The 16,659-nt window shown below is 59.2% G+C and carries 12 protein-coding genes, 3 tRNA genes and 3 rRNA genes; 9 read left to right on the top strand and 9 right to left on the bottom strand.

Annotated features, from left to right (window positions below; translation table 11 throughout):
* Positions 1-23: 23 nt before the first annotated feature.
* From PWP93_RS08020 to PWP93_RS08005, 4 genes are all read right to left on the bottom strand, one after another.
* Entirely contained in the window at positions 24-800 is a 777-nt protein-coding gene (locus PWP93_RS08020; RefSeq protein ID WP_421044068.1) for a BspC domain-containing protein, read from the bottom strand.
* Between the two features lie 161 nt (positions 801-961).
* Complete coding sequence (locus PWP93_RS08015; protein ID WP_421023581.1) at positions 962-1,636, bottom strand: energy-coupling factor ABC transporter permease; 675 nt, start codon at positions 1,634-1,636, stop codon at positions 962-964.
* Between the two features lie 10 nt (positions 1,637-1,646).
* The gene (locus tag PWP93_RS08010; protein ID WP_421044067.1) at positions 1,647-2,585 is read right to left on the bottom strand and encodes a helix-turn-helix transcriptional regulator; all 939 of its coding nucleotides are present in this window, start codon (positions 2,583-2,585) and stop codon (positions 1,647-1,649) included.
* A gap of 198 nt (positions 2,586-2,783) precedes the next feature.
* Positions 2,784-3,998, bottom strand: a complete 1,215-nt coding sequence (locus PWP93_RS08005) for a DUF2863 family protein (protein ID WP_421044066.1) — start codon at positions 3,996-3,998, stop codon at positions 2,784-2,786.
* 603 nt (positions 3,999-4,601) lie between these two features.
* Between PWP93_RS08005 and PWP93_RS08000 the strand changes: the two genes are divergently transcribed.
* From PWP93_RS08000 to rrf, 5 genes are all read left to right on the top strand, one after another.
* Positions 4,602-6,134: ribosomal RNA gene (locus PWP93_RS08000) — 16S ribosomal RNA — on the top strand.
* A gap of 65 nt (positions 6,135-6,199) precedes the next feature.
* A tRNA-Ile gene (locus PWP93_RS07995) sits at positions 6,200-6,276 on the top strand.
* 43 nt (positions 6,277-6,319) lie between these two features.
* Positions 6,320-6,395 (top strand) — tRNA-Ala (locus tag PWP93_RS07990).
* A 300-nt stretch (positions 6,396-6,695) separates the two neighbouring features.
* A 23S ribosomal RNA gene (locus PWP93_RS07985) occupies positions 6,696-9,575 on the top strand.
* 155 nt (positions 9,576-9,730) lie between these two features.
* Positions 9,731-9,844: ribosomal RNA gene (gene rrf, locus PWP93_RS07980) — 5S ribosomal RNA — on the top strand.
* Together the 16S, 23S and 5S rRNA genes with 2 tRNA genes alongside form the textbook arrangement of a ribosomal RNA operon.
* Positions 9,845-10,056: 212 nt before the next feature.
* Here rrf and PWP93_RS07975 read toward each other — a convergent pair.
* Entirely contained in the window at positions 10,057-10,230 is a 174-nt protein-coding gene (locus PWP93_RS07975) for a hypothetical protein (RefSeq protein WP_174220040.1), read from the bottom strand.
* Between the two features lie 169 nt (positions 10,231-10,399).
* Here PWP93_RS07975 and PWP93_RS07970 point away from each other — a divergent pair, with 169 nt between their 5' ends.
* Positions 10,400-10,540: a hypothetical protein gene (locus tag PWP93_RS07970; RefSeq protein ID WP_421023583.1), complete on the top strand. Its 141-nt coding sequence runs from the start codon at positions 10,400-10,402 to the stop codon at positions 10,538-10,540.
* 27 nt (positions 10,541-10,567) lie between these two features.
* Here PWP93_RS07970 and PWP93_RS07965 read toward each other — a convergent pair whose 3' ends face one another.
* The 4 genes from PWP93_RS07965 to PWP93_RS07950 form a co-directional block, all read right to left on the bottom strand.
* A complete protein-coding gene (locus PWP93_RS07965; RefSeq protein ID WP_421045034.1) occupies positions 10,568-11,869 on the bottom strand; it encodes an MATE family efflux transporter in 1,302 nt (433 codons plus the stop codon).
* Positions 11,870-11,919: 50 nt separating this feature from the next.
* Positions 11,920-12,246 (bottom strand): DUF2288 domain-containing protein, encoded by a 327-nt coding sequence (locus tag PWP93_RS07960; RefSeq protein ID WP_421023585.1) that lies wholly within the window; start codon positions 12,244-12,246, stop codon positions 11,920-11,922.
* A 702-nt stretch (positions 12,247-12,948) separates the two neighbouring features.
* Positions 12,949-13,623 carry a peptidoglycan DD-metalloendopeptidase family protein gene (locus tag PWP93_RS07955; RefSeq protein WP_421044065.1) on the bottom strand — a complete coding sequence of 225 codons (675 nt, stop codon included), beginning with the start codon at positions 13,621-13,623 and terminating at the stop codon, positions 12,949-12,951.
* A 164-nt stretch (positions 13,624-13,787) separates the two neighbouring features.
* A complete protein-coding gene (locus PWP93_RS07950) occupies positions 13,788-14,699 on the bottom strand; it encodes an aldose epimerase (RefSeq protein WP_421044064.1) in 912 nt (303 codons plus the stop codon).
* Between the two features lie 136 nt (positions 14,700-14,835).
* On the opposite strand from PWP93_RS07950, the gene PWP93_RS07945 reads away from it, so the two are divergent.
* The 3 genes from PWP93_RS07945 to PWP93_RS07935 all read left to right on the top strand — a co-directional run bounded on the left by PWP93_RS07945 (position 14,836) and on the right by PWP93_RS07935 (position 16,367).
* Complete coding sequence (locus PWP93_RS07945; RefSeq protein ID WP_421023588.1) at positions 14,836-15,012, top strand: hypothetical protein; 177 nt, start codon at positions 14,836-14,838, stop codon at positions 15,010-15,012.
* A 310-nt stretch (positions 15,013-15,322) separates the two neighbouring features.
* Positions 15,323-16,153, top strand: coding sequence for an undecaprenyl-diphosphate phosphatase (locus tag PWP93_RS07940; protein ID WP_421023589.1), 831 nt, complete (start codon positions 15,323-15,325; stop codon positions 16,151-16,153).
* 137 nt (positions 16,154-16,290) lie between these two features.
* Positions 16,291-16,367 (top strand) — tRNA-Arg (locus PWP93_RS07935).
* Positions 16,368-16,659: the final 292 nt, after the last annotated feature.

The following is a 16,659-nucleotide window of genomic DNA, read 5'->3' as shown; positions in this document are numbered from 1 at the left end:
GCCGTGTGGACCGCGCCGGGTCATCATTGCGTCGTTGACTTCTTTTTCGTGCTCGTTTTCCTGGCTGTCGACGTGGTGGCCGAATTCGTTGTCGGCTTGCTGCTGCCCGTTGCGCTTTTGGTGCCCTTCGTGCCCTTCGTGCTCTTTGTACTCGTGGCCGAGGACTTGTGGCCCGATTTGCTCGAAGTCGCGGTCTTCTTGCTCTTGCCAGTGGTCTTCTTCGACTTCGTGCTGTGCTTGCCGCTGGCGTGGGCTGCAGTGCCGCCTGTCGAGGCGCGGGACTCGCTGCGTGCGCGCAGGGGCGGTACGGGATCGTTCCAGCTGAATGCGAGGATCTGCTGGCCTACGTAGCCGCAGCGGAACTTCAGATCGTAGGGCCCGTGGCCGCTGTCTTTGGGAATGCCGATGCCATCGACAGTTACGATCGTATCGACTTTCACGCGCTGCTTGCCTTCGTCGAACGAGTCGTTCCAGGGCGTGACGGTAGAGTGTGCACTGTCGAAAGAGCTGGGCGGAAACTCGACATGATCGAGTGCGTCCGACGTGCTGGCAATGAAATTGCCGTGCGCTGCGCAGCTTGCGACCAGCGGGTCGGCATGTATTTGGGTCACGAAGGAATTCGCGAGCTCGCTCTGCCGGCTGGCAAAATCGCCTGGTTGATCGATGGGGCCGGCTTGAGTGGCCTGATCGAGCTGATCGGCCTGGGCGGGCAGCGTACAAACGAATGTGAGACTCACGGCGCAGGCGGCCAGCCGGCCAATTACAGTCAGCAACTGGCGAGATGCGTTGTAGCGGTCCATCTGATTATTCTGGATGAGGGTGGGACATCAGGCACCGTAAGATGCTGCACCGCATGGATGAGTTCCGGGGCCAGACAAATATTTCGCGGAGCCGGCTGGCGGAATGGCTTCCTGGCGTGCCTGCCGTGCAAGCTGCGGCTTGTGGCCGCGGTGTGTCCGGGTCAGGTGCGTGGGCCACCCAGCCGATAGCGCCGCACGTCGTAGGTCGTGACCCACGCGGGGCGATAGACCGCGATCAGCGCCGTGGCCATACCGGTAAACCAGGCCTCGCCGGACGCGAGCAGGAATACGCTGAAGGCATAGCCTGGGGGCACGGTGAGCATCGAGCCACCGTTGAGCGCGACGTGGGTGCCAAGTGCCAGATAGGCTGCCGCCGAGACCGCGATGGCGGGCGAGACAAAACCTTGGCCGACGATGAACATGAAGAGATTGCGCGGCAGCCATGCAGTGCAGGCTCGCTGCATCAACGCAGAGACGGCTACAGGGAACGCGCCGAATACGAGGAAGGTTAGCGCGACGCCGTCCCAAGGAGTGTCGAAGATGACCGCGGCCAGCACAACGACCACCGCCATGGCGACGAGTGCGAGCCCCCAGTCGAACAGCGTGACCACGAGGGTGGCGCCGAGCAGATGCAGCACGGTGCCGTCCTCGAGCCAGGCATTGCTCGCCCACAGCACGGAGACCGCCACGACGATGGCGAGCCACACGTGCTGGAGCGTGGCGTCTTGCAGACGCTTGAACGGGTTATTCCATAACGCGAGCGCGAGCAGGCCCCCGGCTGCAATCCATGCACCGACGATGACCCACAGCGGAAGCGGTGTATACAGGAACCCCATGTGCTTAATATTACTCGTTGGAGCGCAAAAGGTGTGCGCAGCTGGGCGGCGTCTCCTGCTCTTCGCTGTTCGAGTCGGCTTCGGAGCGAGGCTCAAGTGGGGCTGGCGCCGCGTCGCCGTAAGGCACGCCCGGTTCCGCGGCTAACGGTAGGGGATCCGTACTGTCGTCTTGTCGCAACGGATAGCGGAAGGAACGCTTGGCACGCGAGCGCAAGGGCACCGGGCCATGCTCACCGTATGCGGGTTTGGGCGCGCTGTCCCGGCGTGTGCGCAGCACTTGCAGTTGATTCGCCAGCAAGCCGTTGTAGATCGCGACGGCAGCAGCCCGGTTGGGGGCGCCGAGTTGCTGGAAGATGCTCGCCAGATGAACTTTGACGGTGCCCTCGCTGATGCCGAGGGCTCTGGCGATCATCTTGTTCGTGGCGCCCATGTGGACGCAGCGGAGGATCTGTTCCTGGCGGGGTGAAAGGCTTGTCTTGAGGTGCGCCTTGGCCACATGCGGCGCGCTTTTGCAGTGGCGGCGCTGCGGCACTGGCCACGAGCCATGTGGGCAGAACGAAGGACCGAATATGTCGGCGGGAAGGTGGTCGCCGCCGAGCAGAATAAGCTCGAGCAGCTTGACGATCAGGATTGAGTCGGTGGTGCGCCTGATGATGCCGCGTGCGCCTTCGGCAAGTACCGCCCGAAGAGAGTGTGGCGGCTCGCTGCGGTCTACGAGCACGGCGACCGGTAGCGTCTGATGCCGGCTCGAGAAATTGTGCAACTCGCCGGGGCGGATGCCGTCGTGCCAGTCGATCACCAGCAGGTTTGGTGTGAAGCGCTGCATCGCACGTTCGGCACTGCGCCAGTCTGGCGCGTCGTTAAAGCGTGCACGTCGATCGATTTGTCGTAACAGCGCCTTGAGCCCTTCGCGCCGTTCGGCGTCCGGATTGAATACCGCAAACCGCATAGCATAGCCCTCCTCTCGTGAATGGCCCCTCTCGAAATGTTGTGCGGCGCATGCCCTGCACGCGCCGCTTAAAACCGGGCCAACAGCGCCATGATGACAAAAAGCTTGCGTCGCGGCGGCCTGTCCAGATGGCGTAGGACATAGGGCAAAAAAAAGCCCCGCACATAGGCGGGGCAGGGTAGGAATATGTCGTATTGCTTAGTGGAAATGTGGCTGAACGGGTTCAGCATCTTCCGGCATCTCGGCATGAACAATCTCACCGAGTGGGTCTGCGTATAGAGGTACGCCGCAGTCGTCGCAGTATTCCGGCTCGAAACGGCCGGCATGGCGGCGGATGTCGGTGATGCCCGATTCCTTCAGTAGCGCGACGATCTCTTCGAGCGGGCCGGTGCCAATATTTTCTTCGGACGGTTCCTCGTCGATGTCGGCATCACCGTTCTCGCGGCCGTAGAGCGGCCAGACTACGCCGTACAGGACATCGTTGCTGCCGCGCTTCGTGAATCCGACGCGGTATTCGTCGATACGCCGCTCGCCAAAGCCGGCGACAACGGCGCGCAGGTCTTGGGCGCTTGCATCGATCGTATCGAGCAAGTAGCGCACCGCAGTGCGGATGGTGTGGGGGCGCACGCGTTCGTCGGCGTCGCGGCAGGCCGAGTAGTAGGCATCCGGCAGCAGACATTCGAATTCGCAACCGGGCATTACGACAGCAAGATTGGCGCCGCCCTGCGTGGCCCATTGCTCGAGGCACTGGCCACGCTCGATGCGCGAACCGTGCTCCTCTTCCTGCCAGCGGAACAGCGGCGCACCGACCGGCGCGGCAACCACGGCCAGCAGGAAGCGCGGGTCGGCGAGGATCGGTGAAGTCTCGGGCAACTCGCCCGCGCTGATCTTTGCTGCGGTGCCATGCAAGGCAGCTTGCGAAAGCTGCTGTGCGAGACGCCAGGTCTCGACGTGGTGGCGGGGCAACTGGTCAATGCTGTAGAGATAGGGGGCCATCGCTACACGCGCGCCGCTCGCCAGCACATGTGCCTGCAGGTGCGTACGCAGCGCGTCCGATGCATCCGATTTGAGCGGCCCCGACGGAATGACGTAGCGGGTCCAGGCAAGCACGGGCGCCGCGACGAGCAGCGCTTCGTACTGTGTACCGTCGTGCTCGATGAGAAACGACTCACTGTGGGTCTCGGCCATATCGGCGAGCGCGCCATAGGCGTCGGGGTGGTTCTGCTGAAGATGGTCGAGCGCGGCGTCGAGTGTAGTCTGGTTGCCGTTGCGCACGACCTTCGCGAGCAGCGTGTCGAGCTTGGCCTCCCAGAAGCGGTCTTCGGTGCGGCTGCCCGAGGCGAACAGGGCGAGCGACAGGCCGACGAGCTTGTCGGCATCGGGAGGAAGGCGTTTGGCGATTCGCGAGCGCATAAATCCGTGAGTTGGGATGCAGAGAACCTCATATTCTAGTCTGTTCCGCGCAGGCCATCGGTTTGCCCTACAGAGTAGCTGGAGGCGAGGGCGCGAGATGAGGCGTTGTGCTTCGCTACAGAAGATTGGCACATGTCGACGGTATCGGCGGCCGCGACTCATAAACCCCTTGCCAGATCGCATTCGCGTGACTAGAATTCCGCTCCTTCGCCAGCTGAAGTCCGGCAGCGAAGCCTGCCGCGAGAAACGGCGGGGCGTGAAGTCATCAGTTTTTAAACGGCGACGTTAAAAAAGATGTTGACGAAACGCGAAAGAGTCTGCATAATCTCGTTTCTCTGCTGCTGATGCAGCAACGCAGAAAACGCCGGGTAGTTCGAAGTGGTTCCGGTGTCTTGTGCGACGCGATCTTTAAAAATTTACAGCCGATAAGTGTGGGCGCTTGATGGGTTTCGTGACCTGGTGATTCTTTCGGGAATGGCCGGGAGTAGCGAAAGTATCAAGAGTCTCACACAAAAGTAAGTCAGGTTTTTGAATTTATTCAGAACCTGTCAGCTTTGAGTGAGCGACCTGTCTCGAGAGGGACAGAAAACAGTAACAGGTATTGAACTGAAGAGTTTGATCCTGGCTCAGATTGAACGCTGGCGGCATGCCTTACACATGCAAGTCGAACGGCAGCACGGGTGCTTGCACCTGGTGGCGAGTGGCGAACGGGTGAGTAATACATCGGAACATGTCCAGTAGTGGGGGATAGCCCGGCGAAAGCCGGATTAATACCGCATACGATCTGTGGATGAAAGCGGGGGATCGCAAGACCTCGCGCTATTGGGGTGGCCGATGGCAGATTAGGTAGTTGGTGGGGTAAAGGCCTACCAAGCCGACGATCTGTAGCTGGTCTGAGAGGACGACCAGCCACACTGGGACTGAGACACGGCCCAGACTCCTACGGGAGGCAGCAGTGGGGAATTTTGGACAATGGGCGCAAGCCTGATCCAGCAATGCCGCGTGTGTGAAGAAGGCCTTCGGGTTGTAAAGCACTTTTGTCCGGAAAGAAAACCTCTGGGTTAATACCCCGGGGGGATGACGGTACCGGAAGAATAAGCACCGGCTAACTACGTGCCAGCAGCCGCGGTAATACGTAGGGTGCAAGCGTTAATCGGAATTACTGGGCGTAAAGCGTGCGCAGGCGGTTTTGCAAGACCGATGTGAAATCCCCGGGCTTAACCTGGGAACTGCATTGGTGACTGCAAGGCTAGAGTATGGCAGAGGGGGGTAGAATTCCACGTGTAGCAGTGAAATGCGTAGAGATGTGGAGGAATACCGATGGCGAAGGCAGCCCCCTGGGCCAATACTGACGCTCATGCACGAAAGCGTGGGGAGCAAACAGGATTAGATACCCTGGTAGTCCACGCCCTAAACGATGTCAACTGGTTGTCGGGCCTTCATTGGCTTGGTAACGTAGCTAACGCGTGAAGTTGACCGCCTGGGGAGTACGGTCGCAAGATTAAAACTCAAAGGAATTGACGGGGACCCGCACAAGCGGTGGATGATGTGGATTAATTCGATGCAACGCGAAAAACCTTACCTACCCTTGACATGGACGGAATCCTGGTGAGAGCCGGGAGTGCCCGAAAGGGAGCCGTCACACAGGTGCTGCATGGCTGTCGTCAGCTCGTGTCGTGAGATGTTGGGTTAAGTCCCGCAACGAGCGCAACCCTTGTCCCCAGTTGCTACGCAAGAGCACTCCGGGGAGACTGCCGGTGACAAACCGGAGGAAGGTGGGGATGACGTCAAGTCCTCATGGCCCTTATGGGTAGGGCTTCACACGTCATACAATGGTCGGAACAGAGGGTTGCCAAGCCGCGAGGTGGAGCCAATCCCAGAAAACCGATCGTAGTCCGGATCGCAGTCTGCAACTCGACTGCGTGAAGCTGGAATCGCTAGTAATCGCGGATCAGCATGCCGCGGTGAATACGTTCCCGGGTCTTGTACACACCGCCCGTCACACCATGGGAGTGGGTTTTGCCAGAAGTGGCTAGTCTAACCGCAAGGAGGACGGTCACCACGGCAGGATTCATGACTGGGGTGAAGTCGTAACAAGGTAGCCGTATCGGAAGGTGCGGCTGGATCACCTCCTTTCCAGAGCTCATTGCGAAGCACATTGAAGCGCTCACACTTGTCGGCTGTAGAAAAGACAGACTCAGGGGTCTGTAGCTCAGTCGGTTAGAGCACCGTCTTGATAAGGCGGGGGTCGATGGTTCGAATCCATCCAGACCCACCACTTTGTCTGCCAGAGGCGGAGGCAATCCCTTGAGTATGTGACTGGGGGATTAGCTCAGCTGGGAGAGCACCTGCTTTGCAAGCAGGGGGTCGTCGGTTCGATCCCGTCATCCTCCACCAATCCCTAATGCACAGCGTTCTGCTGAAGTTCAGCAGAGCCTTTTGCATTGGCGATTGAGCCAGTCAGAGCGGTATGAAAATATCGGCTGTCGTTCTTTAACAATCAGGAAGAAGTAGTAAAGAGATTTATCTGAAACACACTTAGAGATGGGTGTGGAGTAGGTGAATCAGGGTTGTGATTGTATCGATGTATTTTTAAGTTCCTCGAAAGAGGGCTTTGGAATACGGCACAACGCGAAAACTCAGCCTGTAGCGAGTGAGTCCGGAGCGGGAAACCGCGGCGAGACACACCCGTTATAGGGTCAAGCGAACAAGTGCATGTGGTGGATGCCTTGGCGATCACAGGCGATGAAGGACGCGGTAGCCTGCGAAAAGCCCCGGGGAGCTGGCAAACAAGCTTTGATCCGGGGATGTCCGAATGGGGAAACCCACTCCGAATGGAGTATCCGTGACTGAATACATAGGTCACGTGAAGCGAACGCGGCGAACTGAAACATCTAAGTAGCCGCAGGAAAAGAAATCAACCGAGATTCCCAGAGTAGTGGCGAGCGAAATGGGATCAGCCTGCATTCTTTATCTGTACCGTTAGTCGAACGCTCTGGAAAGTGCGGCCATAGCAGGTGATAGCCCTGTAGACGAAAACGGAACGGAAGAACTAGGGATGCGACAAGTAGGGCGGGACACGTGAAATCCTGTCTGAAGATGGGGGGACCATCCTCCAAGGCTAAATACTCGTGATCGACCGATAGTGAACCAGTACCGTGAGGGAAAGGCGAAAAGAACCCCGGGAGGGGAGTGAAACAGATCCTGAAACCGCATGCATACAAACAGTCGGAGCCTCGCGAGGGGTGACGGCGTACCTTTTGTATAATGGGTCAGCGACTTACATTCAGTGGCAAGCTTAACCGAATAGGGCAGGCGTAGCGAAAGCGAGTCCGAACAGGGCGTCCAGTCGCTGGGTGTAGACCCGAAACCAGGTGATCTATCCATGGCCAGGTTGAAGGCACGGTAACACGTGCTGGAGGACCGAACCCACTAACGTTGAAAAGTTAGGGGATGAGCTGTGGATAGGGGTGAAAGGCTAAACAAACCTGGAAATAGCTGGTTCTCTCCGAAAACTATTTAGGTAGTGCCTCGTGTATCACCTTCGGGGGTAGAGCACTGTCATGGTTGATGGGTCCATTGCGGATTACGTCGCCATAGCAAACTCCGAATACCGAAGAGTGCAATCACGGGAGACAGACATCGGGTGCTAACGTCCGGTGTCAAGAGGGAAACAACCCAGACCGCCAGCTAAGGTCCCCAAATATGGCTAAGTGGGAAACGAAGTGGGAAGGCTAAAACAGTCAGGAGGTTGGCTTAGAAGCAGCCACCCTTTAAAGAAAGCGTAATAGCTCACTGATCGAGTCGTCCTGCGCGGAAGATGTAACGGGGCTAAGCCATATACCGAAGCTGCGGATGCACATTTATGTGCATGGTAGGAGAGCGTTCCGTAAGCCTGCGAAGGTGCACCGGAAGGTGTGCTGGAGGTATCGGAAGTGCGAATGCTGACATGAGTAGCGATAAAGGGGGTGAAAGGCCCCCTCGCCGTAAGCCCAAGGTTTCCTACGCAACGTTCATCGGCGTAGGGTGAGTCGGCCCCTAAGGCGAGGCAGAAATGCGTAGCTGATGGGAAGCAGGTCAATATTCCTGCACTAGTGTTGAATGCGATGGGGGGACGGATCGCGGAAGGTTGTCCGGGTGTTGGAAGTCCCGGTCGCTGCATTGGAGAAGGCGCTTTGGCAAATCCGGGCGCGCAATTCAAGGGTGTGGCGCGAGCTTCTTCGGAAGCGAAGCAACTGGAAGGGGTTCCAGGAAAAGCCTCTAAGCTTCAGTTCAACATTAACCGTACCGCAAACCGACACAGGTGGGCGAGATGAGTATTCTAAGGCGCTTGAGAGAACTCGGGAGAAGGAACTCGGCAAATTGGTACCGTAACTTCGGGATAAGGTACGCCCTGGTAGCTTGAGGAGCCTGCGCTCCGAGGGTGAAGGGGTTGCAATAAACTGGTGGCTGCGACTGTTTAATAAAAACACAGCACTCTGCAAACACGAAAGTGGACGTATAGGGTGTGACGCCTGCCCGGTGCCGGAAGATTAAATGATGGGGTGCAAGCTCTTGATTGAAGTCCCGGTAAACGGCGGCCGTAACTATAACGGTCCTAAGGTAGCGAAATTCCTTGTCGGGTAAGTTCCGACCTGCACGAATGGCGTAACGATGGCCACACTGTCTCCTCCCGAGACTCAGCGAAGTTGAAGTGTTTGTGATGATGCAATCTCCCCGCGGCTAGACGGAAAGACCCCATGAACCTTTACTGTAGCTTTGCATTGGACTTTGAACCGGTTTGTGTAGGATAGGTGGGAGGCTGTGAAGTGTGGACGCCAGTCTGCATGGAGCCGTCCTTGAAATACCACCCTGATCTGTTTGAGGTTCTAACCTTGGCCCGTGATCCGGGTCGGGGACAGTGCATGGTAGGCAGTTTGACTGGGGCGGTCTCCTCCCAAAGTGTAACGGAGGAGTACGAAGGTACGCTAGGTACGGTCGGAAATCGTGCTGATAGTGCAATGGCATAAGCGTGCTTGACTGCGAGACTGACAAGTCGAGCAGGTGCGAAAGCAGGTCATAGTGATCCGGTGGTTCTGTATGGAAGGGCCATCGCTCAACGGATAAAAGGTACTCTGGGGATAACAGGCTGATACCGCCCAAGAGTTCATATCGACGGCGGTGTTTGGCACCTCGATGTCGGCTCATCTCATCCTGGGGCTGTAGCCGGTCCCAAGGGTATGGCTGTTCGCCATTTAAAGAGGTACGTGAGCTGGGTTTAAAACGTCGTGAGACAGTTTGGTCCCTATCTGCCGTGGGCGCTGGAAGTTTGAGGGGGCCTGCTCCTAGTACGAGAGGACCGGAGTGGACGAACCTCTGGTGTACCGGTTGTCACGCCAGTGGCATTGCCGGGTAGCTATGTTCGGAAGAGATAACCGCTGAAAGCATCTAAGCGGGAAACTCGCCTCAAGATGAGACTTCCCCGGGGACTTGATCCCCTTGAAGGGTCGTTCGAGACCAGGACGTTGATAGGTCAGGTGTGGAAGCGCAGTAATGCGTTAAGCTAACTGATACTAATTGCCCGTAAGGCTTGATCCTATAACAGGTGTGTCTTGAGAACAGACGCACGGTTGAGAGATCGGTGTTGTGCCGGAAACAACACAACCCCAAGAAACAGCACCTCTTTACGCTTCTTCCCGATTGGCTGTGGCGCCAGGTTGACCCAAACCCGTGCGACGCAGCAACCCGTCATGCCTGATGACCATAGCGAGCTGGTCCCACCCCTTCCCATCCCGAACAGGACCGTGAAACAGCTCCACGCCGATGATAGTGCGGATTGCCCGTGTGAAAGTAGGTAATCGTCAGGCTCCTTATGCAGTATGTCCAGAACCCCGGTGGCTCAGAATGAGCGCCGGGGTTCTGGCGTTTACGTGCGTGGAAAATAGCGGAGCACGCTTGGTCTTCCTGGACTAAGCGAGCGTGACAAAAAATGACCATCGCGGCTGGCGAGCCCAGCCGCGCCAAGAGAAAGCTCACTGCGGCGCGCAGAGAGACCGTTCGACGGTCTCGCTAAGTCAGCTCAGTGCCTGCGACGCATGCGGTCGAGCACATGATGCTCGGCCAGCCAGTGATGCATCATGCCTTCACCGTCGTGTTCCTGCTTGTAAGCCCGCGATTCAAAAATCGATAGCCCAAGCAGAACCAGCAAACCGACAGCAAGTCCGATCAGCCCCGCAATAGTTTCCGCATCCATGGCAGCCTCCTTCGGTTGCAGCCATGTGGGTATCTTAGAACAGAAGCGGGCACGAAAAAAAGAGCAATGTTCCCGAGCCGTCAAATGCGTCTGCACGCGTTAGACTGCTGCATGGCAACATAATTTGAGGGAGTTTGCGTTAATGGTACGTGTCTGCCTGGCCATAGCGATGGTCGCACTGCTTTCTGCTTGTGCCGACGATGCAACGAGCAAGCATCATGGGCCGCCGCCCCACGATCCGGCCGACTATCACGGCGTTCCGACCGATGATCGCCCACCGGTGATGATCGAAACGCCGCCGGCGCAGTAAGCGCGCCAGCTGGCAAGAACAGGCGCCTTAGGGTGCTTGTTGCACTTTGGGACCCTGAATTGCGCCAGTGATCCGGGGCAGTAAAGGGGATAGGGTCAAGCCACGTGCTGCCATGAAGATCAGCAACGCCATCCAGAGTCCGTGATTGCCGAACAGCCCAACAAGCGCCCACGAGGCGATGACAAAAACAAGCAGCGAGGCAGCCATGGCCTGCATTAACTCGCGAGTGCGCGTGGCGCCGATGAAAACGCCGTCGAGCAGGAACCCCCACACGGAAATGAGTGGGGACAGCGCCGCCCATGGCAGAAAGGTTTGCGCGGCTGCGCGCACGGCGGGTTGATCGGTTAATTGCGTGATGATCCATATACCGGCGCCCCAGTAGGCCGCCGAAAACCCAAGCGCACCCAGCACCGCCCAGAACAGGTTCACTTTGACCGCTTGCCGGAAAGCGTCGCGGTCACGTGCGCCGATCGCCGCGCCCACGAGCGCTTCGGTGGCGTGAGCGAAGCCGTCGAGCCCGTATGCCATGAAAGTCTGGAAATTGAGCAGTAAGGCGTTGGCGGCAAGAATCACATCGCCTTGCCTGGCGCCGACGTGCGAGAACCAGCCGAACAATCCCAGCAGGCACATCGTGCGCAGAAAGATGTCGCGATTGATCGCCACGAGACGCTTGAGTGCAGCAGGTTCGAAGATCGTGCGCCAAGCCAGCGGCGCGAGATCGCGCGGCCGCAGTTGCCACAGCACGGCAGCGCCGAACGCGAAGCCCATCGTGTCGGCGGTGGCCGTCGCTGCGCCAATCCCCGCAATGCCCCAGCCGAATCCATAGACGTAGGCAAGCACGGCAATCACATTGACGACGTTGATGAGCACCTGCGAGACCAGGGCGATACGTACGCGCTGTGTGCCAAGCAGATAGCCGAGCACGACGTAGTTTGCCAGCGCAAACGGCGCTGAACCGATGCGGGCATGGCAGTATAGCCGTGCATTGCGCTGGACTTCGGCGCTGCCGCCGATCAGTTCGAGGACATCGCGGATCAGGGGCGCCCGTATCAGCAAGATCAACGCGCCGATGCCGAAGGCGAGCAGCAACGCGCGCACGACATTTGCGCGCAGCCCGGGCTGATCGTCGGCGCCGAAAGCCTGGGCGACGAGCCCGGTGGTGCCCATGCGCAGGAAACCGAAGCCCCAGAACACACAGTTGAAAAAGAGGCCTCCTAGCGCGACGCCGCCGAGACCGGCGGCACTGCCCAGATGGCCGGCGACAGCCGTATCGACGGCGCCAAGAATGGGCTGGGTGAGATTCGCAAGGACGATCGGAATGGCCAGCACCAACACGCGCCGATGCCAGCCGCCGCGCGTCGGAAGTGCCAGATTCTCGCTCAACTGCGGCGTTCCTGCACGCAGATCCACGGAGAAACCACAACGGCCCAGAGTTCGGGCTTGCGCTCGGCGTAGTCGGCGGCGGTCGAAGCCTGCATGCGTTCGATGAGGCCGGCGGAGAGCCATTGCGTCACTTGCGCGCTGTTGTCGCTTGCGATGGCTTCGGCGATGCTCACGAGGTCGAGGTCGCTAGCGACCGCGAGCAGTTTGCCTTGCGCGAAGAATCGTTCGAGATCCTGCCAGTCGATCTTGGCGGTCTCGCCGAGCAACTTGGCGTAAAGCGGGCTAGGGGCGTCGTCGTGGGGAATCGTGGCGTCGGTAGTCATGGTCTTGGGCATTGAGTTGCGGGCGTTACTATAAACGATAGCTTGCGAATGGGCGGCCTGCTGGCTGACACGGGGCCGAGCATCGAACGGAAGATCGGGCCAACGCGCGCTTCACACACGCGGAATAGTCGGATGCCCGAATTCGCAGTAGAAAAGCATATAGAAAATTCGACTGGTGATAATTAATCGGACAAAACTGCTAACAGCCGGATAAACAAAATGTCTGAGAAAAGGCGGAAATTTCGAAGCCGAAATTCGGTGTTTCAAAAATTCCACTCACGCAAATAATTGCATTTATTTGTGCGTTTGCACACCAAATGGCGAGGTGAGCAAGCGGCTTCGATGTGCAGTATTGCAGTGCGGGATAATGCAGCAGGCGATGCCTCTCCAGTGCACCTGATGGCATGCCGTCGCGCCCGTCCAACAAGCCTTTTCGGCATTTTCAGGTGGTCATGCATAGCGCGCTGCAATGCGCACATTTGTGCGCGAATCCGGTAGCGGCCGCGGCCCTAATCTTCATCCGAAATTGATGCGACACATAATCCGTGCGCCGCGACACATTTTCGATCTAATTAAGTGATTGCGCCGTCAGAGGCACGTTGATAGATTGCCATTCGGCGCATGGTAAACCGGTCCTTTGCCGATATGCGCCAAACCCCCGTTAGCCCGGCACCATGCCGGGCTTTTTTTTACCAAAACTAGTTAGCGTGGCGGCAAATCGCGAGCCGGATCGATCGAGCGTCCCTGATAGCGCAGTTCGAAATGCAGCATGACGCGATCGCTGTCGCTATTGCCCATTTCGGCGATCTTTTGCCCTTGCGCCACGGTTTCGCCTTCCTTCACGAGCAACGCCTGATTGTGCGCGTAGGCAGTGAGGTATTCGCCATCGTGCTTGATGATCAGCAGGTTGCCGTAGCCGCGCAGGCCATTGCCGGCATACACGACGGTGCCCGGTGCAGCGGCGACGATGGGCGTGCCGGCGCTGTTGACCATGTCGATGCCCTTGGAGTCGCGCCCGTCGAAGTTGCGGACGATTTGACCCGTGGTTGGCCAAATAAGCGAAATGGACGAAGCGGGCGCAGCCGTTGTGCTCGCGCTGTCCGCAGCATCCGGCCGCGGGGCGGTGCGCTGGGCACTCGCCGACGCGCCGCCCGGGGGCGAGACGCGCAGCACCTGGCCGACTTCGATCGCGTCGGGGTTCTGCAGATTGTTCCAGCGCACGATATTCGAAACCGACTGGCGGTTACTGCGCGCGATTTTGCTGACCGTGTCACCGCGCTCCACGCGGTAGAACCCGGGGCCGACCGGCGCAGATCCGCAGGCCGCGAGCAGCGCAACGAGCGCTGCGCATGCAAAACGTCTAAATCCCTTTGCCAACGTTGAACCTCGCAAGACGCTGCCGGCGGTTCGCCTCGGGAGAGGTGCCGTTCCGGCAAAACGTTCAATTCTAGCGAAATTGGCGCCGCGCCTGCGTTTTTCCCCTGACGAATCGACCGGCGTGTCCGCTCATCAAAGGTCGTGTGACGACAACGCGCGGCATATCAGTCGAGCGGCTCGAAACGCAAGCGCAAGGCGGCGGCTTCGGTGGTGCCCGCTGCAAGCCAGCGCAGGCCGAGGCCATTGTGAATGGCATCGGGCAGGCCGAGCCATGGTTCGACGCAGTAAAAGTCGGACTCGGCCGCTTCGGTCCAGGTCGTCACCGCGTACCAGGGAAGCGAGTCCGGCCGGTCGAGGTCGAACGTGACCGCATGCTTGAGTCCGGGCGCAACCAGGCGTACCGGCCGCGCCGTCGCTGACGGCTCGAGCACGTGAAAGCGGTCCTGAATGCGCGCATCATCAAGGCGATACTGTGGCTCGCCGGGCTCCGGCGCGCTGATCGATCCATCGGGCAACTGATGGCGGCGCTGTGCCGGCGGTACGTCGAGCGTGCTCTGTGCACGCTGCTCGTGCGGCAACTCGAAGTAGAAGTGATGGCCCGCATACCAGGGCATGGGCGCATCGCCGGTGTTCGTCGCGGTGAGTTCGACATCGAGTGTGTGATCGTCGACGAGCCGGTAGGCAGCTTCGAAGCGAAATGCGAACGGGTAGCCGCTATGCGTGGCCGCAGAGTCCACCAATGTCATGGTCACGCCGCGCCTGGCGGCGTCGACCTGGGCGGTGAACGGGAGATCTCGCGCGAAGCCGTGAGTCGGCAGATCGCGCACGACGCCTTGGGCGTCGCACCAGCGGCCGATCTGGCCATCGACGAAATGGCGTCCGAGAAACGGGAAGAGCAGCGGATTGCCACCACGTACGCGCGCCGGCTGATCCCAGTTCGCATTGTCGGGCCAGCGGATGATCGGCTTGCCGTCGACGTGCCACGACAGCAGCCGCGCGCCGGCCCGCGGTGCCAGACGCAGTGTCGAGGCGCCGTGGGTGAGTTCGAGAATGTCGTGCTGAGGGCTTGATTCCATTGGCGGGCGTCGAGTCGAAAAGAGGGAGCGGGCAACGGCGAGATGAGCTCAAAGCCGGGACTGCGTCGGTGTTCGACGCGCCCGGGGATTGTGCGCCGCTTTCGGATGCGTGAAAACCCTCGTCGGGAAATCGTGAGTGTTGCGCAAGCTTGGGCAAGCCCATAATCGCCCTGAACCGTGCGTTTGCGCACACAGCAACGAAGAAACGAAGAAGGAGGGCGCCAAAATGGATCTCGCCATGGCGATGGGAATGGGACTGTTCAGCTTGTTTATCGGCAGCAGCGCGTACTTTTTCTATAAGGTCGCCCGTTGATCGATCACTCGACCTGAGCAACAGGTCTCGACGCTTTCGATATTCTTTCGTTGTTCTTCGCGCTGACTTTCAGTTCACCTCTTCTATCTCGCGAACGGGCTACCTGCAGGGTTGTTCGCGCTCGAATCCCCCATTTTTTGTTACGCGAATCCGATTTTTCTCCGCACAATTTTGTTGCGGCGCGGTAACTTTTCAGACAAATGAGTCTCGATGCTTGGCGCTGCAATACGGCCCCGGCATAATCGGTGCGCCTTGCCGCACTGTCCCGCGATGGTCCGGCACTCTGTCCAACCATCTCGAGGATCCCCGCGTGAGTCTCTCGTTTCTGCTATTTCTGAGCGTGCTGCAAGGTGTCACGGAGCTTTTCCCGGTCAGCAGTCTTGGCCATACCTTGCTCGTGCCGGCGCTTTTCGGCATGCATATCGACAAGCATGCTCCGCAACTTCTGCCGTTCCTCGTCGCGCTGCACCTCGGTACGGCGATTGCTCTGCTCTGGTATTTCCGCGAGCGCTGGATCGCGCTCATCAGCGGTTTTTTCGCTTCACTCGGGGGCCGCAAGAACGATGACGGCCATATGATGTGGGCGCTCATCATCGGCACGATTCCGACCGGCCTCGTGGGTCTCTTGCTCGAAAAGCGCATCGAAGCGATCTTTCATGATCTGCGGATCGTTGCCGCGGCGCTGATGGTGAACGGCGTGCTGCTGTGGTTCGGCGACCGGTTGCAGCGTGCGCGCACACATCGGCCGCCCGAGAAGCTCTCGTTTCGCCAGGCATTTCTCGTTGGCCTCGCGCAGATCGGAGCACTGATTCCCGGTTTCTCGCGCAGCGGCCTGACGATGATCGCCGGCAACGCCGCGGGCCTCACGACCGAGAAGGCCGCCGAGTTCTCGTTCCTGCTCGGCACGCCGATTATTTTCGCGGCAGGCGTGCTCGAACTGCCAAAGCTCTTTCATGCGCACGACCAACTGGTGACGGCCCTGGTGGGGGGCGTGCTGACCGGTATCGCCGCATGGCTGAGCGTGAAGTTCCTGATGCGCTATTTCGAAGGGCGCGGCCGCCTCGCTTCGTTCGGCTTGTACTGCGTAATCGCGGGCGCGATCTTCCTCGGCTGGTTCGTGACGCATCCGCAGCCGCTTTGATGGTTTGACTGTGCCGGTGCCGCGCTGCTGTGGGCGGCGCGGCACCGTAATCGGGCAGGGCCGGTGCGGGCCGAACGAGGTATAATCCACGCCCGTCTGCGCCGCGCCTGCGGCGCGTTGCCTTGCAGGCCACTCACGCGACAGTAGCTCAGCTGGATAGAGCATCGGCCTTCTAAGCCGAGGGTCGGGGGTTCGAGCCCCTCCTGTCGCGCCAATGAATTCAAGCACTTAGCCCGGTTTTTCTGACCGGGCTTTTTGCTATCTACGGGCCGTGTAACCACCAGACAGCCCGATTTTTGCTCAAACAGCTGGCGTTTTCTGTGGGCCAGATCCACAGGATTCTGTTTGGGAAACTATTTTGAGGCGGCCTGTCCTGGCTTCCCCGCAACCGCCATTGCCCGTTCATTACGCCGTTCGCCCGCAAGCCCGGCGATGCGCCGGCATTTTTCGATGCCGAGATCAAGGACGTGGTGGCACTGCTGGGTACGCTCACCGACGCTGGCAGC

It is taken from the genome of Paraburkholderia sp. A1RI-2L (genome assembly GCF_048957375.1).
GTDB lineage: Bacteria > Pseudomonadota > Gammaproteobacteria > Burkholderiales > Burkholderiaceae > Paraburkholderia.
This window is presented reverse-complemented; position numbering and strand designations above follow the sequence as displayed.

Coding starts and splice junctions, on each gene's coding strand:
- PWP93_RS08020 (WP_421044068.1), bottom strand. CDS start 800: ATGGACCGCTACAACGCATCTCGCCAGTTGCTGACTGTAATTGGCCGG.
- PWP93_RS08015 (WP_421023581.1), bottom strand. CDS start 1,636: ATGGGGTTCCTGTATACACCGCTTCCGCTGTGGGTCATCGTCGGTGCA.
- PWP93_RS08010 (WP_421044067.1), bottom strand. CDS start 2,585: ATGCGGTTTGCGGTATTCAATCCGGACGCCGAACGGCGCGAAGGGCTC.
- PWP93_RS08005 (WP_421044066.1), bottom strand. CDS start 3,998: ATGCGCTCGCGAATCGCCAAACGCCTTCCTCCCGATGCCGACAAGCTC.
- PWP93_RS07975 (WP_174220040.1), bottom strand. CDS start 10,230: ATGGATGCGGAAACTATTGCGGGGCTGATCGGACTTGCTGTCGGTTTG.
- PWP93_RS07970 (WP_421023583.1), top strand. CDS start 10,400: ATGGTCGCACTGCTTTCTGCTTGTGCCGACGATGCAACGAGCAAGCAT.
- PWP93_RS07960 (WP_421023585.1), bottom strand. CDS start 12,246: ATGACTACCGACGCCACGATTCCCCACGACGACGCCCCTAGCCCGCTT.
- PWP93_RS07950 (WP_421044064.1), bottom strand. CDS start 14,699: ATGGAATCAAGCCCTCAGCACGACATTCTCGAACTCACCCACGGCGCC.